Genomic DNA, 22,440 nt, shown 5'->3' with positions numbered 1-22,440 from the left:
CAATTATTCAAAATTTCTTAAACGATAACCGTAGTTTATAAACGTGCTTAGTTTTGTTCAAACTTTGCAACAGAACCAGAATAACTGTCTCAATACCAAGATATATAATTTCCTGTAAAATACAAGATGCTAATACTTTTACTAAATTCAGATGATCTTCTCCTAAACACCACCGATGTGGTGTTTACTTTTTATATAAAAAAGCCCCAAAGGGGCAAATGAATGAAAACAAATAACAGACAATCATATTCTATCACGTTTCCAACATATTAAAAACGATAAACTACATAAATGCTTTTAACAATTGTGTAACTAATGGAGCAACTCCCCCAATAAATGTTAAGACTGCGATTGCAATTGACATACCCAATTCCTCCCCTTATTGAAACCTTACATTTTATATTTTCCTCATTATACACAATAATAGGGAGAGTGAAATATGCAATTTTGCATATTTTACTCTTGTATATGTTGAACTACGCAATACATCGTATCTTAAAAGAGCCATCATCCTAATATTTGGGATGATGGCTCTTTTAAGATACGAAAAAATAACGATAGAAGCATAGTGACAAGGTGTTTGTACTATAGAAGAGACTTGTCACTGTAAAAAGTATAACATAGAATCATTTCATAAATCCCGTAAACTAGAAAGGTCTCCCTAAGTTTCGGAAACCTATTTCCAAAACGGGTAAGATACCCAAAACCTATACCATTTCTTATCGTTATTTATTGTTATCATCTTCTTAACTACCTTCACTTCTCTAAATGTTTGGAAGGATGTATTCATGTCAAACTATCCTCGGTATAATAAAAGAAAAGTAGAAAGCTGAGGAAAATAGGGAATGAATGCAAGAGAAAGTAGAATTCACATTTTAAATTTACAAGATGAGCATTGTCATAATTGTCAGTTTAGGAGAGAGCAATCCCCAAAATATTGTGTAGAGCAGTGTACTATCGGAGCAGAGATGTATCGCTTAGGGACCGCGTTAGTATCATGTAAGGAAAAAAAACGAAAGAATACCAAACAGAAAAATTGGGACGAGTTACTACCACAAATTATAGAAATGCTGAGGGAGAACGTACCGCTGTATAAAATTGCAGTAGAAATAGATTGTGAAGTGAGCTGGTTGCGGAAGAAACTGAAAGGTCTAGGAATATGGCAGCCGAAAACACCGGAAGAAACAAAGAAAGAAACGCAAAAGAAATGGGACGAACGTTGTAAACAAGCGGTTATGTTACGGAAACAAGGACTTACGTACCAAACAATCTGTAAACAATTAGGATGTGGTCCGAACGCTTTGAATCAGCAATTTAAAAAAAGAGGGCTAAAGTAATAAAGAATTTTTCGAAAAATAACGGTCTATACAATTCTTTTCAAAGGGAATCCCTCTTTCCTATAGAATCTATATAACATACCATCTTTCAAGGAGTGATTCCCATTGACGGAAAAAGTACGTATCGAAGAACTGAATACATGGATTCCCTTAGCTTCTTTCGAATCTCTACCTGCGGAAGAACAAAAAATGCGGCTGCAATATTGGAAAGAACATTTCACAAACAAAGAAATTACCGCAGGTTTAGGCACATATAATAGCAAACTATACGATTTGTACAAAAAGCATGAAATTCCAACGCAAGGAACAGCGCATCCAAAGCGAAAAGGAAAAGACACGAACAAAAGGAAAGAAGAAACACCAACTGATTCACAACTTGCTCCTATCAACGAACCTGTCCAAACGCAATCAATTGCACCCACCATCCCAATGCAAGATGTACCCGTAATTCCAGAATTTGAATCCACAACGATTCCATTAGAACCTATAGAACAGGTAGAATCCTCTATTTCAGAGTCCTTTCATATCCACTATGCAGGACGCAAGTCTAAACAAAAAGTCATTCATCAATTACAAGCCCTTGTTACTCTGCTAGAAGAAGAATCACACGAGCAATACCAGTTCTCGATCCAAATTGAAACAACATGTTTAAAATAAAAACAGACAACGGATACAAACCACCTATAATTTTCTTAACCTTTTGTATAAAGTGCAGCTTGTATGAGAAAACTGTTAATCATCCATAATATGTATTCCATTTTAAGTAGCCATTATTAGCTACTCTTTTTTTATTACTTACTGTTCACTTACAATACTTTTTCAATGAGATATCATTATATACATCAATTAGGATACATAATATTTTTGTATCGTTTCTAGGACGGCCGCCACAATACTTTGCATATGTTGATGCAATTCCGTTATTCGTAGCAATAATTTTTCTCTTTTATATGGTTTCATGTCCCGCACCATTCCTACAGAAAGGCTTTTTATTTCTTGATATGATTCTGAGCTTTCAAATGCTACTGTCTCTATATATGTTAATTTGGGAAATGAATTGTGCTGTTCTTGTTTCTTGCTCTCCCATTGCTGAAATACATATTGAATCCATAGCCGGATTTCTTCTTGCATAAGTATGATTTTCTGTATTTGCTCTTCTTTTTTATTTCCCCTCATTACAGTTCACTCCATTCTATTTCCACATCAAAAACATCTCAAAATAATTTTTTCAATGTTTTATTTTGAGATCCCCTTTGTTTCTAAAACATATAGCTCATTCACCAAAGAATCATATTCTCTTCGTGTGATTTGCTTTCTATACAACCGAATTAATAACTCTTAATGTGCTTTTGAAAATGCCATTTTGTCAATCCATTTGGGATACATACGATGACTCTCTCCATTTCTGTTTGAACATTTTGTCACATTGCATTATTTTATCTCGATATTCAAGTTCGTTCAATTAAAAATATAATTTTTTTGAAAATATCAATTTACAAATGACTTATAAGTCATTATGATGGACCTATAATAATAGGAAAAGGAGTATATTAGACCTTTACAACATATAGGAGATGCATATGAATTACATGAAACTACAAGATGTTATGACCACTAACGAAGCAAGCTATCGATGGAATATTAACGAATCCACCTTAAGAATGCGTATTAAAAATAGTCCTATAATCGATGAGTTAAAAACACAAGGATTAATTAAGTATTTCTTGAAACCCGGAAACAAACGTGGAGAATATTTATTCACTGTTGAAGCGATGGAACGTCTTTACGGTAAAGAAAAAAGCTGAGTAGTTACCTTTTTTATTGGCAGAGCCGAGAGATGGATTTGAACTCCAACAACAGTTGCAAACCTTGCTGGAACAAGAACATGTTGCACCTGTATAGATTACGGAAACAGATTTGGAAGAACTATAACCGATCATACAGCATACACAAAAAAAGAGGTGGAAATATTGATTAGTTTTCTCATAAGTGGTTCTGTTGTCTTATTCTTGGCTGGTGTTTTATTTACATTTCCCAAAAAAGGATTATCTATTTTTTCTAAATTCGCACTGATCGGATTAAAATTATACGGTATCATATTTGTAGGTGTCCTCATCACGTATGTATTCTATTGCATTCACTATTATGCGCAATAAGGAGGCGTTTTTTTGAAAATTAGTGCCTATACACTTTCTTATACCATCGTAGCACCAAGCGGAGAGATGTATCCGACGCAAGAAGTGGTCATGTATACCGAATCACAGGAATATGCAATTGCGTTACTCGACAAGGAGATACAGCGAAGATTAGGGAAGAGCTACCATCGTCATATCTCTTGTACAAATCAAGAACAAGAACCAATCCAACTGTCCCTTTTCTAACGATAAAAACCCTTCAGGTCGTTAGCTTACCTGAAGGGAAAAATAAGAAGAAATGCCTCCTGCTTGTAGGCATTTGCTATGGGTGTTCAATATAATGGAATATACAGAACACCTTGATTGTATCATATACTCATATAGAGGAATACTGGAAAATTCATCATGTGTTCCTACACAAAATCCCCTTAGAATCGCATAAAACATGCATGTGACTCTCAAGGGGATTCCCTTTACGCACCTCGCCACTACTCTCTTATTCTATAGCCATTCCGTTGCCAAGACTGTGTGCTTTGCTACGCCTTACCTATACTAAAAAAAGAGCAGGTATACAATACAATGTCAGTATTGTGTGCCTGCTATCCATAGGAATTTTGATTTTTGTTGAAGCTGCTACTATGAAAAAAGTGCAACATGGTGAACTCCGCATATTGGGAGTCATATTAATTGATCTTCCTTATTATACAGCAAATATCGACAGGATGACAGAGAAACCCCCTTATTTCAGATGTTCCTCTTTTATTTTACATGTTTTTACATTGTGGTACGTGAAATTAATAAGTTTCTTCTTACCTACTTCCAATTCCTCACTCCATACAAAAAGCGAAACCCCTTGCGAGAGTAAGAGTTTTCGCTTTTTTATTTTATTAGCATACCCGTTGCAACAAGATGCAATTTATACTTCAGTTTATTCGCATCTTGTAGCTATTAATATGTATGCTATATTCCATGAAATAATTACATTTATTTTTCATGCCCTGTATCATTCTATGCTTTCTATAAAAAAAGATTCCATATTTATGAACAAACGTTTAGTTTTATGGAAATTTGTACAAGCTATGAGTACCATTTTTATATTTTAGGAGGTTTTCTAATGTTTCATTTTGGATTAGGTAAAAGAAGAACACCCTTTGGTAATTATCTAGATAGTAGAGGAATTAAGCAACAGTGGCTAGTTGAAAGAACTGGACTAAGTAAATCACTTATAAGCGACCTTGCCAATAAAAAGGAGCGTATTCCTACTTTAACTTCAGCGACCAAAATCATTAAAACCCTAAAAAAATTTGATAACAGTATTAATTATCATGATTTTTGGGATATTGATGTCTAATAAACTAAAATATCTCTTTAATAACCATTGTCCTCAAGAACACATTATATTTCATCGCATATTCCTCTAATCTACATTGTCGACAATCTGATAAAGTAAAGAAAGTAATAACAGGAATCGTACCCTTCTGTTTTTTATAAATGTTTGTGATATTTCCATATAATTGTAGTTTCTTTTCATTCACTTTCATGTGCTGAAGCCGATCTATTTCTACAAAATGAGGGATATTGTCTTTTGTGAAAAATGCGTCTGGGACAATTGTTTTTTCTTCTCCTTGATAGCGTAGAGTGATGACTTGCTCTGTTTTCCAATCAGGAAAATCTAGCCACATCCATGCTTCATTTCGCAATAAAATATGTTCTAATTGATGCTTCTTTTTTCGTTCTTTCGCCTGTATGCCGAGCAGTGCCATCCCTTTTTTATTGAGATAATATACATACTCTCGGTTGTGCGAAGTCACATGACAGTAGGAGCGTATATCCTTCAGGATACGATTTGCATTCCGAATGCTACCTAAACAATGAATGACTTGCAACTGACGTCTAGACGCAAAGTCCAATTTACTTAAACTCGATAAAATCTCGATGTGTCTCGCTTTTTGTTTCAGTTTTTGGTGTTTCAGTTTTCTTCACCACCTTATACTGTTTTAATACATTCCACATTTCCTTGTTAGACAAATAAGGCACTTGGATTTCTTCTACACGATCTGTTTTGAATAAGGCTCTTCCAGCAATTGAGGGAAGAGTTTCTAGCCCTCCTTCATCTATCGCTACTTGCGAAGCAACCACTGTCGGCAAACGAAATCCAATCTTCGCATCACTATTTTGTTTAATCTGTCTTGGTAAGGTATCAGAAGTCGGGTATTGGGTGCAAAAAATCAGTCGAAACCCCAATGCTCCGCCAATCCTCGCTATTTCCGATAACATTTCTTGACACATATAGAGCATATCTCTCTTTTGTTTTGGCAATCCCTGTGTTGGGCACAAGTTCGCTGATTCATCAACTATAATGAAATAGCGCTCTTTGATTGGTGTATCTACAATGTTGGTAAAATAAGATTCTTTCATGCGTACTACCTGTTCTACCATCTTTTCACGGATACAATTCAACATATCAAATGCTTGCATGGGATTCTCCGCCACTTCTTCTACCTGTAATAAGTCCCTATAGGGACTAAACTCTAAACCTTCTTTTAAGTCAATGACATATAGTTTTACATGATTGGATTGCTGTAAAATTAAGCTGGTCATCATATTTTTGAGAAAACCTGTCTTGCCAAAACGAGTCATCCCACTCACGCACATATGCGGTGTTTTTTCAAAATCATGATATATCATTCGATCTAACGCTCTTCCAATGATGACGTTCCATGTCTTCTCTCGTAACAATTCATTGGACCAATGCCATTTTTCAGGAATACATTGCTGGAATACCCGTATAAACAGCTCCCGTCGTTGAAAGAAAATCATGACGGGTTTATACAACCCTTCCTCTAATACTTGCGCTAACTTCTGTATGAGCTGACTCGGCACACCTAATGGCAGCCGATAGACAAACGTTGTACTAATATCATCCTCTGTTTGTTTCAAAAAGACGGGGTACTGCATTTCTCCTTTATGTTGTACACACACTTTCGTGATTTCAAAAAACGCTTTGATTTTCTTTTTATCACTTAGCTCTTTTCCCTTAAAAAAATACGCTACTGTTAAAAAAGTAACTGGAATTACCAAAAGCGAAAACATAAACTCCATACCTCCCTAGAGGTAGTTGGGGTTATGTAGTACATAAGAAAGAAGTTGTTTCCATGCATTGCGACAGCTCCCTTCAACTACCCGATAAAATACTAGCGTAGAAATACATCGAGCATATCACGTAGCACATACCACACCGTACCAATTACCAAGCATTTGAGACCCGCACGTAGCATCCAATCGGGAAGGTGAAGTCCTTTTCGTTTCAGCAATTTAATACCCATAACAGTTGCCCCTGTTACGCCATATACAATGCCTAATTCGCCTACAATGGTCATATTATCGCCATCCTTTCGGTTGAATGGATAAATTCCCTTGGGAATCCTTAAACAACTGATAATCTTCTAATAACTCATTCCAAGAGACGGGATGTTCGTTTCCATACAAATCATCTTCAATTTTTTCACTCAAAGAATAGTACCCTCGATATTGCCGGTCTAAATACACGTCATGACGGAGCATATGCCCTTGTATTGCAGTGATATCGTCTTCTTTTCTTGCACCCCTATACATTTCCTGTAACGTTCGAGAAGAATAAAGATACGGTGTGCTGTACAACATCTGATATTGTCCCATGTATCCTCACCATCCTGATAAAATTCTAGGTTCTTTAGATACATATGAGGGAGTAGAAGAAAACTAAAGTTGTACACACAAAAAAACGCTATTTAATCAAATAGCGTTTCTACTCAAGATTATATTTTTTTCATCAATGGTTGATAGGGAAGCGAATTTCCCTCCCACCTTTTAAAATATTTCGCTTATTATCAGATATCGGTTTTGCTTCAGGGAGCATTTCACCTGTCGAACGATTAATCCAGTTAAAGCTACTATTGATACGCCATTCCTTATTTTCTTCTATCCACTCTATCCAAAGCTCAATGTCCACTATTTGCCCGTATACACTGGCAGGATCATTGTATTTCACATATGTAGTTATCGTTTGATTGGGCTGATCGATTTGGCTGTATTTGTCTAGTAGTTGATAAGTTTGTACCATACCTTGTTGTGTTGCCCCACGCCAATCTGCAAGATATGCATACTTCGGTAATACTTCTTCTTGTACACGATTTGTTAAAAACTTCTGTTGTATCTCACGCACCATTTCATCAGAAAGTTTCAACCCTTCCACACGTACATAGGGATCTAAATATTCTTTCGTGCGTTGTTCCACTATCTTCACATCTTCTGCGGTTATTTTCTTTTTTTGCTCTTTCTTTTGAGAGGTGTGTTCCTCCTCTTGTTTCGTGACTTGTTGCATAGGAGGGGAATCACCGCTTTTTGCGACGATGATTCCAACCATCCCCCCCACTACAAGGAGTAACGCACCGATGACACTATATAACACCTTTGTCTGTTTCAAGTTATTCACCCTTTCTCATTATAGTTCCAATCCTCTATGTTTCATTTTTTGCCTTCTAATTTCTTGTTGATGCTCATATTCTCTTTCTTTTGCTTCTTGCTGCATTTTTTGACGCGTACGCTCCAGAATATCTGATACTTCCAGTAAGCTATCTAAACGATTTTCTTTTTCTTGGAATTGATGATACGACAACTTCAGTTCTTCCAACTCTGCTTGGCGTACTTCCCCATTTTCTTTGACTAACTCTTGCTTGAGTTGTAGAACCTCTTTCGCTTTTTCAATGCGCTCCTGTACAACCTGATACTCTTTTAGTAATGTTTGGTCTCGTAGTACCACTCGCTTGAACGTATTCCCTTTTGTTTCTAACTCTTTCTTCTCTTCTTCTGCTTGTGCTAAGACTTGTTCTGCCTGTTGCACTTTCGTAAATTTTTGTACCACTGCTGATACATGCGAAATACTTTGCCTCACATGTAATTTTTTACGAATAATTTTATCTTGTAGGTCTTCCAAGTTCCCTTGACGATTCACAAAATCGTACACCGTGCCACTTTCTTCATTCCACAGTTTCATTTGAACCAATACTTGTCGCTCTTTATGACTCAGTAAATGACGATGGGTATACAAGTCTTTTAGCTCTGGATACGTTTCTCCTACATAACGAATCGCCTGTTCTTCTAATACCTTTTCCGCTTGTTGTATACGTGGTAATTGCACTTCCGCTATCCGTTCTTTTCGAAGCGCTTCTTTTTCTATTTTCTCTACATTCCACTTCATTCGTTGTAAGCTATATGCTGGATGATTTACATCCATTCCTATTTGAGTGAACCATGTTTTTAATTCTCCTAATCTATATTGTTGAGAATTTGTTTTTCTCCACTTAGAAGAGAGTTCCTGATACTCACCTACTCGCTCAATCGCAAGTTCATACTCCATTTTTTTCGTTCTCGCTTCATTCAATATGATTTTAATTGGTGTATCCGTTAACTGTTCTTGTAACTGATCAATAGCTACAGACACATTGTGATACGTTACCTCTTTTCGTAATACTCGTTTAGCTTCCTGTAACACCTTTTCTTCTTTTTGCTGTACCGATAGTTTTATAGCGTAAGACATACTTTCTTCTTCTGTTACATCTCTTCCCATACTTTGTTTCCAGCTAAACCATGTACTCTTAATCGGGCTATTTTCCACTACACCTAATGACTGCATATACGATGCTGTTTTCGGATATTGTTTCAACTCTTCTTCACAACGTTCCACTAAAATCTTACGAGCTTTCACTAACACTTTTGCTTGCTCAATAATGTGTTCCACACGTTCCGAACGTTTTTGTTTTTGTTCCGCCACTTTCCATTTATGGAGTTGCTTTCTTCGTATATCAATGGCATCAATGGTTACTTTTTTTCTGATAATTTTTTGCGCTTCTGATAACACTTCATTTTCTTTCACTCTTTGCACAATCATGCCCATAGAAAGCGAAGGAGATTGTTTCATTTCTTCTAACAATTGAATCGCTATTTCTGGGTGTTTTTCTTCCTTCCAATCACGAAGATATACGCTGTATCCTTGGCGAGAAAGATAGGACATCGCTTGCAATTCATACCACTGAATGGCTTCTTTCGTATCTTCTCTTTGTGCTTGTAGTGTTTTCATATTTGACACATAGCGAGTATCCAAAATACGTCCATCGTTCTTCTGTTTTTGCATACTCTTTTCCCAACGATCTAACAGGACTACATGTGATTGTAGGCGTTCATAAGTTACAGATTGCTTCATATGACTTTCAACCTTTTCCATAACCATGTCATGCTCGACCGCTTCTACAAGTGACACCATATCTTCTGTTTGTAATTCTTTCATTTTTTCATACATGCGAACCGAATATTCACCTTGTACTTCCATTGGTTGTTCTTGAATATATACGTGCAGATTTTTCTCTTCTAACTGTCGATAAGCGGATGTTTCAATTTGCTCTTTTAACCATGTATAAGAATGTAATTTCCGTTTCGATTTGCTATCTTGTAAACGTTCTTGTTGTTTCGTAACAAGCTCAATTTTTTTATGAAGAGCGACATATCCTTTGACGGATATCTCTACTTTTGAAATCGAATCTGCTTCTTTCTTTTGTTGTTCTTTAACGAGCGATTGTCTCTTTTCTTGTAAAGAAATGAGACGCTGATTATAGGCTTGCACACGACGATTATATTCTCCTGTTTCTGTACGAACCCCACGTTTCTCTAACTGATGTTCTTTATAACCGACATGCTTTGTTGGTAACAACTCAATTCCTCGTTCTTCATAAGAACGATGGTCAATTCTCTCTTGTACATTTTCTTTTTCTAAAGACAAATTCGCATACTTCGCCCATGCTTCTCTCCATGCAAGTAGATTTTCTTTCTTATCCCAATCTCTATTTTTCTTTTTCACAAATCCATCCTGAGAAATCTCACGAGTTGTCAATAAAATATGGGCATGAGGATTATTTTTGTCATCTCGATGAATCGCAACATCAGCAATCATTCCTTGTTGTACAAATGTATCATGTACAAATGTTAAAACAAGTTCTCGTTGCTCCGATTCTGATAATTCATTGGGGATTGCTACAACCACTTCTCTTGCTAAGCGACTGTTTCCTCTTTTTTCAAAACGTTCTACTTCATTCCATAAATCTTGACGACGAAAAACCCATAATGGTGCTTCAGAAGGTGCTAGGATATGCGTCTCAGGTTGCACGGTACGAGAGTAGTATTTCGTTTCTTTTGTTCGTTCACAATACAATGACTCCCCACTTCGATACGCAACACTCGCTACTACATTCTGTTGTTTCTTTCTTGAAATTGTTTTTACCTTTAAATGATAGATCGCCATATCCTAGTTCACCTCCTCAAATTTGATACTTCCACTATACCAACCCCGTAGGGAACAACCGATGTATTTCGGTTGGTAAAACGTATAAACTAAAAGTTTGTGTAAGTGCGCACTGTATATTCCTTACAGTGATATTTTACCATCTTTTCTTCTTTCTTTCTATAATTTTCTGAATTATTTTTATTGATTTTACTATCCACACAAATTATAATTGATGTACACAGTTTTTCTATCTACTGGGACTCAGGTGATAAAAAATGAACCATGAAACAGAACTAAAAAAGATTGAAAGCGAATTAGAGTACTTAAAAATCACAAAACGAGAATTACAATTTCAAGATAAACAGCATGATAGAAAAAAACGTACAAAACGATTAATAGAAACAGGTGCATTGTGCGAAAAATACTTCGATATGTATCACATGCCAATTGAAGATAGAGAGGAAGTATTTAAAATATTTTCTAATTATATTCAAGCGAATACACCTAATCGTTTTCATAAAAAATAATACTTAGTAGATTAACAAAGTAATTTATAAAAGGTGGTAGATTACATGAGTAATAAAACCATAGAAAAACTAAAAGCACTTCTAGAAAAAGAAGAACAACTCAAGAAAGCAAAACAAGAATTAAAAAGAAAAATGAAACTTGAAGAAAAGAAAAAAAGAGAGAAGCTGTGTAAAGATACTGGTGAACTAACAGAAAAATATTTCAATATTGAGCATCTATCTATCGAAGACCGAGAAGTTTTATTTGAATCAATTTCTATTCGTGTTAATGAAAAAATCGAGAATTTATTTCCTAGCGTACAGCAAATAAAATATATTTCATCTGAAGATGAAAATAACAATACTGTTTCCAAACATTCTTCTGTAGCTCTGTAGACTTTCTAAGTAACTATACTCATACAAAAGGAGATTATTATTTCCATGCATCTTACAACGTACGTAGCGTTAAATATGTTTGATAGTACACTTTCATTCATCCAAGCAAGTAACCTAGAACAAGCTTGTGAAAATCTGAAACATTCCTCATTTGATTTGAAAAAAACGTGGAGAATTCACGATATATCTTGCTATAGCAAAAAAGATGCAATGATGATATCAGCTCACAATAAATCCGACAATAATTATGTTCGTTATCTCATTATGAGTAAGAGAAAATGGGATGAAGAAAAAGGTAAATTTCAAACTGTATTTAGAGAGATATCTTATCACAATAAGTGATGAAATCCTCTCTTCATTATTTAAATTTTTAGTGAAAGAAGGACTTCACTTGATTCAAATAAAAAGTTCCCTATTGAAACGTGATGTTCAATGAAACATTGTATGAAATGCAATAATATAGTTGAGCACCTAAGTTATAGTACGTTACGTAAAATCAAAAAATACGCCGCTGAGTTCAAGCATTCGGGTAAAGAAAAAATGCACAAAATTAAAATCTCCGCACTTCAATTTTCCAACAAAAAAATTTGTGAATATTGCTATTTAGAAGATTTAGCATACCTCACAACAATTATGCGAATAAAAGCAATACAACAAGAAAAATCCCTATTTTAGAATTTTGATTCTATAAACAGGGATTTTTTATTAATAATTGCTTAAAATTCAAATGGTGTTTATTGCAACATACTATTTACTTTGCAATTTTTCCTTTTTCTCTTTTTCAGTATTCCACTTATGCGTGATGGATCGGATTTCTTTTAAATCCAATTTTTCCACAGGTATAATATCCATAATCGAACCTTTGAACAAACAATGTGTTTGCTCTTCTGTTTGTACGTAGATAGTATATTCGTCTCTGCCATCTACGATGCCCTTTACTACTTTTCCGCCTTGCATAACAAACTTACAAGGCATTTGTTTGTGGCTTAAATACTGTAATAAGAAATCTAATTTGTAGTACATCCTTTCTCCTCCTATTTTTTTGTACACATATTTATCATAAATTTTATTTTTTAAATTTATTACGATCAAACTTAGGTTTATTTCTTCTATGGTCTATTTTCTCGTTAGTATCATCTATATCATTTTTAGCTTTTTGTTTATCCATATTTTCTTCTATTAATGGTTCTGAAATTGCAGGTTTTATTATGTTTTCTGTTATTTCATTTCTATTGGTTGGTTCTACAAAGTTACTACCTCTTGTTTCAATCTGATTCCCACCACCATAAATTTCTTGCAACATTTGAAATTGCACATCAGGTTGATCTATTTCTCCATAACCATACTTATTAATATGATGAAGGAGAATTTTACGAATTGATTCATTAATATTTTTTTGATTATCAAGTAATTTCCTGATATTGGGGTCTTTTGCTTGAAAGCTGTAATTATCAGTTTTTCGTTTTTCTCCTTTTTTCCTACCCATATACTCTCTCTCCTTATTCTTCATCCTCTTGACTTAACACATGATAAATCGTCATTCCTTCAACATTCATATTCGTTGTAAAGTCCTTTGGAATCCATAAGACTTTAATACCATATTTATCACAAAAATCTTTTAGTTGGTCGTATAAAACATCTTTCATATGAATGTTTCCACCTCCATATACGGCGACAACATCCACATTATATTGGGCCTTGCGCAACCTTTTTGTAAGCTCTGAATAAATATTATCAGCTTGTTCTACTTTTTCTTCATCTAAGTAGGCAAGGGCAAGTTTTTTAAATCTTCTATTGGGATTTGGATCTTTAATGATCTCTGCAAAATGTTGACGTTCTATCTCAACATTCACCTCGTCAGCTAATTTCTCTTTGGCACTTTCAATCGCATGGCCTATACCGTATTTTTTTCCACTTTTTTTATCGTGTTCAAAATCATAACCTTCAGTTAGTGGGAATTCAGTTGTTCCATCCCCTATATCAGCATGTTGAATTCGTTTACTTTCAAAGTACTCGCCTGTTACTTCTTCAAGCTGATATGTTTTTTGAAATTCTGTAAACATATTAGATGATCTATACCCTACGATTCCTTTTTCATCTATTTCATTAATAAGCGCAAAAAGAGCGGATACCCCTTCTTGAAGCACATCTACTTTTTCAAAATTCACATTAACTACAACATCTATTGCATCCACATGAACTGTTATTGTATGAATATGATCAATATATTTTTTTTCAAATTGTTCAGCATTCTCTATCGTCCATTCCGAGGCTGGAAGACATGTTTCCATTTCAACCGTTAAATCAATACGATTTGGTAATAACCCTGATTTTTTAAAAACTTCTTGAACTGCATAACCTGCTAAAAAGCTAGACGTATTAATAACTGGTAATTCTTGCTCATATTTTTTTAGCACATCTATATCAAGATTATGTGGTGAATCACTACTTTTTAACGCCTTATCCCCAATAAAATACATTCCTGGTGATGAAACTGCACCAGATGTAATAGAGACATTTAAGTTTTCTAATAAGTTAGGTATCACGTTTTCTGGTTTAAGGTTTAAATACGTTGGCTTCTTGGTCAATTTCTTATATACATTTGCTTGCTTTTTTAATTCGCCATTAATTGTTATTTTTTGTTCACTATTCCCATTGTCATTTTGAACCACATAATGCATAGTTTCAGTTTTCATAATTTAACCCCTCCATATTACTTATTTTTAATTCATAATAACTTAATAAAATTTAAAATAAGTTATTTATTACTGATTGATTTACTTATAGCATGAAATTTTTAGTGTATACATAAATTATACTATATTTTTATGGTTAATAAAAGTAAATAAATACTATAAAAAATTAAAATAAGTTATTTTAATTTTTTATAGTATTTATTTAAGTTAAATTGAGTTGGTATCATATTTACTAAAAAACTTTTCTGCTTATCCATGTAATAGCATGTACATGAAATCAGTCCATTGTTACCTCACTGAGCGTGTTTTTGCGAGAGGAGATAGGAATTGGACTGATGTCTCTCTCCCAAACGCTAAAACCTGTTTCCCTGACTCGGGATGGCTGTTAGAGTTATATTCGGGGTTTTTAGGGAATCCTAAAGAAATTTGCTGCATCCTTGTAGAGTCATATTCAGCCAATTATGGACGAATCCTAACAGTCTTCCCTTCAAATAAACATCATTTTACATTTAAATCCAAAATGATGTAAATGTTGGATATGCATATATGCATGATTTTTTCTGTAATTGGTTGTTATACTCCAATTACAGAAAAAATTTATATATATTGAAAATTCATGTCATAATAAACTTGAGAAATATAGTTTTAATATTCAGAAATCTTTTTATTTTGTTATAATTAAAGGGGATTTTTAATGGAGAAATATAAGAGGGGGATATAATGAACCGTTCATTACACAATATCGAATCTTTATCGCAGCAATTAAATGATTTGTATGCAGCTATTCGTAAGAGAGATTTAGACAGTTCTATCGTCTTAAAAGAAGAAATCGATTTGCATTTTGATGAATTTCAAAAACACTCTGATTTGGCTCTTTACTATCACCTTATGCAATTTCGATATAATTTTTTAATAAATAATTTAAATATTTCAAAAGATAGTTTTGATGTTATTGATACTTTCGATATACCTCTTACAGGTATTTTAGGATACTACTACACATTTTTTAAAGCAATTTATTTTAACGCTGTGGGAAATTATATTGAGGGAAAAGCTTATTTCTATAAAGCAAAAGAATTATTACATGATGTACCTGATGAATTAGAATATACAGAATTCCATTATATGTTAGCCATTTCTTTGTATGACAATTTTGAATCTCTTTTAGGAATAAAAGAGGTCTTAGTATCTAAGAAAGTATTTCTTAAAAATGATACTTTTGAAACAAATGTTGCTTTTTGTAACAATTTACTCGGATTAATGTGTACAGATTTAAAAAATTATGAATTAGCAGCAGATTTTTATTACGAAGCATTACATACGTTTCAAAAACTTAAAGAAGAGAATTGGATATTAATGGTTCAGCAAAATTTAGGTTTTATGTATTCAGAACAAGAGCTAACTGAGCAATCTTTACATTATCTTTCTAAGGTAAACAACAAAGTATTAAATAATTATAAAGCTTTATTTGTTGAAGCAAAAGAACTTTTTAAATTGGGAAAAAATGCGGATGCACTTGATTGTATTGAAAGAGGGATACATATTTGTAAATCTTTAAATCATGAAGAATATTCACATCACTTTAATATTCTTCAAGCTTTTGTACTTGATTTACCTGGTATAGAAATTGAAGAAATAATTTTAACAGGGAAATTATATTTTGAAAAGCAAAATTTAACAGCATATAATCAAAGGTACTTTGAGCAACTTGCACATAAGTATAAGCAGGAAAATAAATATTTTAGATCTTGCGAATGTTTTAGTTTATCTTACAATTATGCAAAACAAATTAATAAAAAGGACGTGCTTTCATGCAAATAATAAAATTCACTGTATTAAGTGCTATAGTATTATTAAGTGTTTTAAATATTGATAATGTAAATACTCCTCAAAAATCAGAAAATATAATAGTGCAATATCAACATGGAAATACAGGAGGGTAATTTTTACCTCCTGTGTTTTTTATTAAAAAAACAGGGGGCTATCTATAATTTATAAAACCACATATAAATAGCTAAATCTTTATAAGAAACACCATCTATATTATTTAAATCATGTTTTAAATAATTAAAAAAATTAGTTACATTAGGATTTATTTTAGCCTATTGGTTCTTACTCTCACAAGGGTTTAGAGATTTCTTCTTATTCAATTACTTATTCAATTGCTTATTCAATGTAGCTATCATTCTATGTATGAATTTAGCTCGCTCATTCTAAAAACACCCTTTTAAACTTAAAAACTAATAATTGATTAAGAGGATTTTAAAATTTAAAAATACAATTTCATGACAAAAAGCCTTGTAAGGTGTAATTTTTTCAACAAGGCTATATGATTCTTATTTTGTTGTTAGAAATAGAAGTTAAGAGTTAAAACCTAGTATCTCTCGTAACTTCTTAAGGTCAATTTGGTTCTTAAATGGCTTATCAAACTCCGTATTAACCATGTGTTTTTTTAATTTCTCCTTGCGCAGTTCCCTATAAGTATTTATTTTATTTGTATACATTTCTATGAAATGGGCAGGAGTACTTACATCTGATTGAGTATGCTCAAAATGGCGTACACACTCCTCGAAAGTCTTTCTTACTTCCCAATCTACGTCTGGTGGCATACGCAATGCAATTCTATAAGCATCTTTTTCAGTAATATTTGTATTTTTACTTAACATGTAGAGGTAAATCTTCTTCTGATCTTCACTCATAAAATCATTCATTTCTTGTAATCTTGCCGCCAGTATCTCTTGTAAGCTAGTTTCCAATTTCTTATCTTTGTCAGAATTCGTTTCTTTTTCTTCAGGTTCTACTTCAACAGGATTAAATAAATCTAATCCATGACATGTAGATAAAAGTTGCGTTTCTTCAGATTGGATATCTTTTTTCTTATTAAAATTATTACACAAAAAATCTGTAAATGTGGAACAAACATCAATAGTTAACGCCCATTTTTCCTTAAAATATTCTAAGATTTTTAAATAGTTGTTATGTAAAGTGAGAATATAAACAGAAGGTGCAATTTTACCGTGGCGTCTAGTCTTAATTTGATGACAAACACCAAGGTCTTCTAAAAAACATATTATTTCATTGATAAGTGGAAGAGATACTTTAGATTTTTGACTTAATTTTTTCTGAGATACTTGAGAATAACCATCCTGTACTAAAAATGATAAGATTGTTTCTAAAGCACGATATTTTTGAGGAGAATCTAGGTAATCATATGTATTCTTGGCTTCGCACTCTAATAAAATATGATCTATATAAGAAATGACATGTTTTACATGACGATTAATTGTACCCTCTTTTTGGGATAAATGTTGAATATGTGGATTTAAATCTTTTAAAGCTGAGCTGAGTAAAAAATTCCGAATGAACACAAAAAAACCTCCTATTTTTCCTAACTCAACAAAGGATGGAAAATAGGAGGTTTTGATTCACAAGATATTTAACATATGGTATAATTGTATTGTGTTAAATATACTTAAGAAAACCCCCTACTTTTTGGGTCATTTTAATTGTTTCAGCCGCCAAACTGATAAGACAATTAAAATGGAGTTGAGGTAGGGTTTTTTTTATTTAAAAGCATTTATGATGAGATATTAGTTTTTTATCTTGTAACATGACTTAAATAATATTACATTACGTGTTAATTTGACCAAAGTAATTCTGTGAAAAACTTTATCTGAATTTACATACTTTAATCTTATAACTAATTTGATAGAATTTCAATATATAAACGAGTAAATTCGACTTGAAAAAACGTTAAATCTACAGAGATATTTTAGGCGTCTTGAGTGAAAAGGGGTTCTACATATAGAAAGTTGCAAGGAAAATTAATCGTTACATGTTTTGAAAATTCAAATGGCATTTGAGATTCTGATTGAATTTTCTTTCAAACTAACACTTAAAAGAGGAAATAAATGAAAAGGATTGGTTATTTTTATCAAGACTTAATTTATTTTATTCTTGGATTATCAGGCCGCTTTCTTGAAAGCGATTGAAGAACACCGAAAACCCACTTTTTTAGAAGTGGGTTTTCGGCTTTTATCTAAATGAAATTATTAAGATTTTTTTATTTCATTTTGAAGGTAATTAGCAAAGGTTTCAAAATCCATATGCAATTGTTTTTCTTTATAGTTAAAAAAATTTAAATATGCATCAAGTTCTAATTTTAATTTGTCTTGTTTTATAGTTGGTAAATTTGAAAGTTGTTCATAAAGTTGATTGCATCTTTCTTGTTGTTCATCTGAAATAGAAATATTTAACGGGTTGTCGCTTGCTCCTATTAAATAGTCTGTGCTGACATCTAAAACTTTTGAAATCACAGCTAGAATGTCATATGGGGGCTCAGTGCCTTTTAGTTCCCAATTTGATAACGAGTTCACAGTAAAAGTGGAATCACTTAATTCACTAACTTTTTCTGAAAATTCCTTCATTTTCCATCTGCGCTCTAGGCGTAATTGTCTTAATCTAGTTCCGAAAACTCCCACAAATACCAATTCCTTTCATTGATAATTAAAAAATATAAAATTGATAGTGAAGCGAAAATAAATAACAAAAAATAAATCTGTAAAAAACACATAAAAAAATGTATTTTTTACTTGTTTTTAGCTTAAAGATGATATAAGATAAAAACCAAGGGAGGTGTTAAGTATGAATGTTCATCTAAATATTGTAACGAATTTAAGGTTAGTTCGCGAAAGTAAAGGAATTACGATGAACCAATGTTCAAAAGACTTAAATATTCCATGCGGTGTTTTTCATGAAATTGAAGTAGGCAAAAAAAGTACAATTGCATCTCGGGCTATTATAATTGCAGAATATTTTAATCTGCCTGTAGGCGAACTATTTAGTCCAACATATTATCGAGCTAAAATCACATAATTCCAATTAACTTGATAAGTATACCTATATAATATACATTCAATGTACATTGTATAGGAAATAGGAAAGATTTCAATCATTTTTAACTGCAAGTAGAAACTATGTTCATGAAGTATATTTTTTTGTTCAAACTAGACTGAATTTTTTGAATATTAAATCTATTTAGATCTTTGAAAATTTCATACTCAAAAAGGAGCTACTAACAATGACGAAAAGATTCGTGTATTCCAAATCCTTGGCCTTGGTGATGAGCTTATGTATGTTTTTCATCAGTGTACTGATTCCGATGAAATCTGCGAGTGCGGAGGTGATTCATCGTGAAAATTACGAGATGAATTGGGCTTACAGTCCACAATACGGAAAAAATGTCCGTACAGAGCTTTTGAAAAACGCCAGTGGTCAAATTGCGTATTGCTTGGTATACGGGCTCAAGTCTCCAAATGGTACTGATTTACCAGAGGTAGGACGAACGGATGATGTTGTCTACCGTGTACTGTTAAATGGATATCCGCAAAAAACGCCTGAACAACTAGGAGTTTCTACATGGCAACAGGCTCATTACGCCACGCAGCTGAGTATCTGGCATGCACTTGGACAAATCAATACAGGTGAGTTGCAATTTAAAGATGCAGCTGTGGAGCAAGCAACGAAAGCTATTACGTATGCGGCGGATCATACAGGAGACACACAAGATGTTTATATGAATGTACAACCAACAGATAAGCAAGAAGCTACGTTACATGGTGAGTATTTTGAAACCACAACATATGCTGTAGAAACGAATGCAAAAAAAGGTGAGTACAAGATTCAATTGCAAGAAGCACCAGTTGGAACACGAGTTGTCACAGAACAGGGAGAAGCAAAAGAAACATTCCAACTAGGTGAAAAATTCCGTGTACAAGTGCCGAAATCCTCTAAAAGTGCGGAATTGTCATTACGAGTAACCGCCAACCTGACAAATCAACATGCCGTGATGTATAAAGGTACAAGTGTGATTCAGGATGCAACGGTTCTATTAGAACGTAGTCAAGAGAAAGTCAGTCAGGATTTACAAGTCTTTTGGAAAGCGGTAGGCGGTTTGAAAATCCTTAAAGTGGATGAAAATAAGAAACCACTGGCAGGAGCAGTATTTGAAGTGTTAGCTAGCGACCAGAAGAGTGTGGGAACGATTACAACAAACGAAAAGGGCATTGCCTCTTTAGATAATCTTGAGATTGGAACCTATGTCGTGAAAGAAGTAAAAAGTCCTGTGGGTTACGTGTTACAGGATACACCACAAACAGTGGAAGTAAAAACAAGCGAAATCGCAAACATCACAGTGGAGAATCACAAAATAAAAGGGAATGTGGAAATCAAGAAGTTGAGTGATAGTGGGAAAATCCTTCCGAACGTTGAGTTTATCGTATATACAGCAGATGGAAAAGAAGTAACAAAAGTTGTGACAAATGAGAAGGGAATTGCAAAAGTAGAGAACCTTCCTTTCAATAAGTACTTCTTTAAAGAAACGAAAGGAATTGAGGGCTACCTTGTAAATGAAACGAAATATCCATTCGAAATTAGCGAACAAGGAAAAATACTCACTTTCACAGTAGAAAACAAAGAAGTCAAAGGGCATGTTCAGCTTCTGAAAGTGGATGCAGAGAATCCTGATCAGAAACTAGCAGGTGTCAAGTTCCTTCTACAAAACAGTGAAGGAAAGACAGTTAGCGAACATACCACAGATGAGCACGGACTTATTCAAGTAGAAAACCTTCCGTTTGGAATGTATACATTTGTAGAAAAGAAAACGTTAGAAAACTATGTACTAGCAAAAGAGCCAATTCTGTTCCAAATCACAGAACAAGGAAAGACAATTGAATTGGTGGCAAAGAATAAGCAAATTAAAGGGGAATTAGAACTAACTAAGGTTGATATCGCAGATGGAAATAATAAATTACCAAATGCAAAGTTTACGATTTTTAATGAAAAAGGTGAAGAAGTTGTAAAGGGAAAAACAAACGAGCAAGGGATTGCAACATTCAAAATTCCGTACGGGAAGTACACATACAAAGAAACGCAAGCACCAGACGGATATGTCTTACATGAAGAAACAGTCTCTTTTGAAATCAAAGAAGAGGGAGAAATCATTAAGCATACAGTGAAAAATGCAAAGAAACCAGTACCAACGCCAGAAACACCAGAGAATCCAACACAACCAGAGAAAGAACAAAAACCTGAAGTGTCAGCACCGACACCAGAGAAACCACAGCCTGTAAAAGAAAAGCCAATTGTGAAAGCAGCAGAACCAGCACCAAAGGAAGTAGAACATAAGCTTCCAACGACAGGTGGAAAAGCAGAGAATCCGTATTGGATGTGGATTGGTGGAGTTGTAATGTTATTAGGTGGACTTGTAGCAATTCGAGCGTATCGTACACAAAAAGCGAATAAGTAGGAATTCACATTTAGGAAAGGAGGAAGCGTGATGAAGTATAGATTAGGTTATGACTATGTATTTATACCAAACGAACCAATTGCGTATAAAGGAGAAGACGTGAGCTCCATGAGTGTCGATGTTTTGTTTCAAGTATTTGATGAAAACGGACAGGAGCGGTTGTTTGATGAGAAATGGTTGAGAGAACAACGTCTTCTCTTAAAAAATGGGTCATCTTGTTATCTAACAGAGTTAGTAAGATGTTCGTTTGACAAAGAAACGATTCTATCTTTTGAACGAAATCAGAGTTTACTAGAAGGTAGTGGTTACACGATAGAATGGACAATTGATTCGTATGCCAAAGCTGTAGGAATCGGTTATTCTGAAGCACAGGAAATTTCAAAAGAAGAATGGATGGACATGATGGTGCAGTATCGAGAGCTGTTTGATAATCGGGATAATAAATCTGCACAAAGTGTGGCGTATTTTACCGAGAAAGTAACGGTTTGACACAAGTAAATGAATGATTTTCAACGACAAAGGGTTGGTGGGAAACGGAATAGTATAAAGGGTGTCAGTTGAAAGAATCATCTAAAATAGAAAGTAGGGAGAAAAATGCGTGGTGTAAGCATGGATAACAAAAATCAGAAGCAATTTGTAGGCGGTACAGTTGGAAAAGGAAAAAAGTATACCTGGTACTATGTCAAGAAAATAGACAAATCAAACAGAGACATTTTATTCGTTAAGCAGCTTGAGATTGTTGCTTTTCA

The 22,440-nt window shown here is 33.7% G+C and carries 24 protein-coding genes; 12 read left to right on the top strand and 12 right to left on the bottom strand.

The features are described 5' to 3' along the window. Positions 1 to 845 precede the first annotated feature (845 nt). Together JDS99_RS27085 and JDS99_RS27080 are read left to right on the top strand one after the other, a co-directional pair. Positions 846 to 1,337 carry a zinc-finger domain-containing protein gene (locus JDS99_RS27085; protein WP_199696067.1) on the top strand — a complete coding sequence of 164 codons (492 nt, stop codon included), beginning with the start codon at positions 846 to 848 and terminating at the stop codon, positions 1,335 to 1,337. A 105-nt stretch (positions 1,338 to 1,442) separates the two neighbouring features. Then, positions 1,443 to 1,994, top strand: coding sequence for a hypothetical protein (locus JDS99_RS27080; RefSeq protein WP_199696066.1), 552 nt, complete (start codon positions 1,443 to 1,445; stop codon positions 1,992 to 1,994). A gap of 189 nt (positions 1,995 to 2,183) precedes the next feature. On the opposite strand, the gene JDS99_RS27075 is transcribed toward JDS99_RS27080, so the two are convergent. Next, positions 2,184 to 2,513 carry a hypothetical protein gene (locus JDS99_RS27075; RefSeq protein ID WP_199696065.1) on the bottom strand — a complete coding sequence of 110 codons (330 nt, stop codon included), beginning with the start codon at positions 2,511 to 2,513 and terminating at the stop codon, positions 2,184 to 2,186. A gap of 404 nt (positions 2,514 to 2,917) precedes the next feature. Between JDS99_RS27075 and JDS99_RS27070 the strand changes: the two genes are divergently transcribed. The 3 genes from JDS99_RS27070 to JDS99_RS27060 all read left to right on the top strand — a co-directional run bounded on the left by JDS99_RS27070 (position 2,918) and on the right by JDS99_RS27060 (position 4,823). Beyond that, positions 2,918 to 3,142 (top strand): helix-turn-helix domain-containing protein, encoded by a 225-nt coding sequence (locus JDS99_RS27070; RefSeq protein ID WP_199696064.1) that lies wholly within the window; start codon positions 2,918 to 2,920, stop codon positions 3,140 to 3,142. A 363-nt stretch (positions 3,143 to 3,505) separates the two neighbouring features. Beyond that, the gene (locus tag JDS99_RS27065; RefSeq protein ID WP_199696063.1) at positions 3,506 to 3,718 is read left to right on the top strand and encodes a hypothetical protein; all 213 of its coding nucleotides are present in this window, start codon (positions 3,506 to 3,508) and stop codon (positions 3,716 to 3,718) included. An 868-nt stretch (positions 3,719 to 4,586) separates the two neighbouring features. Further along, positions 4,587 to 4,823, top strand: a complete 237-nt coding sequence (locus tag JDS99_RS27060) for a helix-turn-helix domain-containing protein (protein WP_199696062.1) — start codon at positions 4,587 to 4,589, stop codon at positions 4,821 to 4,823. A gap of 4 nt (positions 4,824 to 4,827) precedes the next feature. On the opposite strand, the gene JDS99_RS27055 is transcribed toward JDS99_RS27060, so the two are convergent. The 6 genes from JDS99_RS27055 to mobQ form a co-directional block, all read right to left on the bottom strand. Then, positions 4,828 to 5,445 (bottom strand): replication-relaxation family protein, encoded by a 618-nt coding sequence (locus tag JDS99_RS27055; RefSeq protein WP_199696068.1) that lies wholly within the window; start codon positions 5,443 to 5,445, stop codon positions 4,828 to 4,830. Further along, positions 5,384 to 6,565, bottom strand: a complete 1,182-nt coding sequence (locus JDS99_RS27050; RefSeq protein ID WP_199696061.1) for an FtsK/SpoIIIE domain-containing protein — start codon at positions 6,563 to 6,565, stop codon at positions 5,384 to 5,386. The genes JDS99_RS27055 and JDS99_RS27050 overlap by 62 nt, the downstream gene beginning before the upstream one ends. Positions 6,566 to 6,666: 101 nt before the next feature. Continuing rightward, the gene (locus tag JDS99_RS27045; RefSeq protein ID WP_199696060.1) at positions 6,667 to 6,852 is read right to left on the bottom strand and encodes a hypothetical protein; all 186 of its coding nucleotides are present in this window, start codon (positions 6,850 to 6,852) and stop codon (positions 6,667 to 6,669) included. 1 nt (position 6,853) lies between these two features. Then, positions 6,854 to 7,150, bottom strand: coding sequence for a hypothetical protein (locus JDS99_RS27040; RefSeq protein ID WP_006920342.1), 297 nt, complete (start codon positions 7,148 to 7,150; stop codon positions 6,854 to 6,856). Positions 7,151 to 7,283: 133 nt separating this feature from the next. Further along, positions 7,284 to 7,946 carry a hypothetical protein gene (locus JDS99_RS27035; protein ID WP_199696059.1) on the bottom strand — a complete coding sequence of 221 codons (663 nt, stop codon included), beginning with the start codon at positions 7,944 to 7,946 and terminating at the stop codon, positions 7,284 to 7,286. A gap of 9 nt (positions 7,947 to 7,955) precedes the next feature. Then, a complete protein-coding gene (mobQ, locus tag JDS99_RS27030) occupies positions 7,956 to 10,805 on the bottom strand; it encodes a MobQ family relaxase (RefSeq protein WP_199696058.1) in 2,850 nt (949 codons plus the stop codon). A gap of 257 nt (positions 10,806 to 11,062) precedes the next feature. Here mobQ and JDS99_RS27025 point away from each other — a divergent pair, with 257 nt between their 5' ends. The 3 genes from JDS99_RS27025 to JDS99_RS27015 are packed head-to-tail and all read left to right on the top strand — an operon-like array spanning position 11,063 to position 12,031. Then, entirely contained in the window at positions 11,063 to 11,314 is a 252-nt protein-coding gene (locus JDS99_RS27025) for a hypothetical protein (protein WP_199696057.1), read from the top strand. A gap of 45 nt (positions 11,315 to 11,359) precedes the next feature. Then, positions 11,360 to 11,689: a restriction endonuclease gene (locus JDS99_RS27020; protein ID WP_097906947.1), complete on the top strand. Its 330-nt coding sequence runs from the start codon at positions 11,360 to 11,362 to the stop codon at positions 11,687 to 11,689. Between the two features lie 45 nt (positions 11,690 to 11,734). Beyond that, entirely contained in the window at positions 11,735 to 12,031 is a 297-nt protein-coding gene (locus JDS99_RS27015; RefSeq protein ID WP_199696056.1) for a hypothetical protein, read from the top strand. A gap of 405 nt (positions 12,032 to 12,436) precedes the next feature. On the opposite strand, the gene JDS99_RS27010 is transcribed toward JDS99_RS27015, so the two are convergent. Genes JDS99_RS27010 through JDS99_RS27000 form a run of 3 tightly spaced genes read right to left on the bottom strand, consistent with a single transcriptional unit; the run spans position 12,437 to position 14,385 of the window. Further along, positions 12,437 to 12,712 (bottom strand): RNA chaperone Hfq, encoded by a 276-nt coding sequence (locus JDS99_RS27010; protein WP_199696055.1) that lies wholly within the window; start codon positions 12,710 to 12,712, stop codon positions 12,437 to 12,439. 43 nt (positions 12,713 to 12,755) lie between these two features. Further along, the gene (locus JDS99_RS27005) at positions 12,756 to 13,175 is read right to left on the bottom strand and encodes a hypothetical protein (protein ID WP_199696054.1); all 420 of its coding nucleotides are present in this window, start codon (positions 13,173 to 13,175) and stop codon (positions 12,756 to 12,758) included. Between the two features lie 13 nt (positions 13,176 to 13,188). Continuing rightward, positions 13,189 to 14,385, bottom strand: a complete 1,197-nt coding sequence (locus JDS99_RS27000) for a ParM/StbA family protein (protein WP_199696053.1) — start codon at positions 14,383 to 14,385, stop codon at positions 13,189 to 13,191. 720 nt (positions 14,386 to 15,105) lie between these two features. Here JDS99_RS27000 and JDS99_RS26995 point away from each other — a divergent pair. Continuing rightward, on the top strand, positions 15,106 to 16,206 hold the full coding sequence (locus JDS99_RS26995; protein WP_199696052.1) for a response regulator aspartate phosphatase: 1,101 nt from the start codon (positions 15,106 to 15,108) through the stop codon (positions 16,204 to 16,206). A 539-nt stretch (positions 16,207 to 16,745) separates the two neighbouring features. Here JDS99_RS26995 and JDS99_RS26990 read toward each other — a convergent pair. Continuing rightward, on the bottom strand, positions 16,746 to 17,753 hold the full coding sequence (locus tag JDS99_RS26990; RefSeq protein WP_199696051.1) for a Replicase RepFR55: 1,008 nt from the start codon (positions 17,751 to 17,753) through the stop codon (positions 16,746 to 16,748). 684 nt (positions 17,754 to 18,437) lie between these two features. Beyond that, positions 18,438 to 18,866: a helix-turn-helix domain-containing protein gene (locus JDS99_RS26985; RefSeq protein WP_199696050.1), complete on the bottom strand. Its 429-nt coding sequence runs from the start codon at positions 18,864 to 18,866 to the stop codon at positions 18,438 to 18,440. 163 nt (positions 18,867 to 19,029) lie between these two features. Between JDS99_RS26985 and JDS99_RS26980 the strand changes: the two genes are divergently transcribed. From JDS99_RS26980 to JDS99_RS26970, 3 genes are all read left to right on the top strand, one after another. Then, entirely contained in the window at positions 19,030 to 19,260 is a 231-nt protein-coding gene (locus JDS99_RS26980; protein ID WP_199696049.1) for a helix-turn-helix domain-containing protein, read from the top strand. Between the two features lie 259 nt (positions 19,261 to 19,519). Then, positions 19,520 to 21,691, top strand: coding sequence for a SpaA isopeptide-forming pilin-related protein (locus JDS99_RS26975; protein ID WP_242475763.1), 2,172 nt, complete (start codon positions 19,520 to 19,522; stop codon positions 21,689 to 21,691). 30 nt (positions 21,692 to 21,721) lie between these two features. Beyond that, positions 21,722 to 22,180 (top strand): hypothetical protein, encoded by a 459-nt coding sequence (locus tag JDS99_RS26970; protein WP_206773309.1) that lies wholly within the window; start codon positions 21,722 to 21,724, stop codon positions 22,178 to 22,180. Positions 22,181 to 22,440: the final 260 nt, after the last annotated feature.

This window comes from Bacillus cereus group sp. N6, assembly GCF_016483705.1.
Lineage (GTDB): Bacteria > Bacillota > Bacilli > Bacillales > Bacillaceae_G > Bacillus_A > Bacillus_A wiedmannii.
This window is presented reverse-complemented; position numbering and strand designations above follow the sequence as displayed.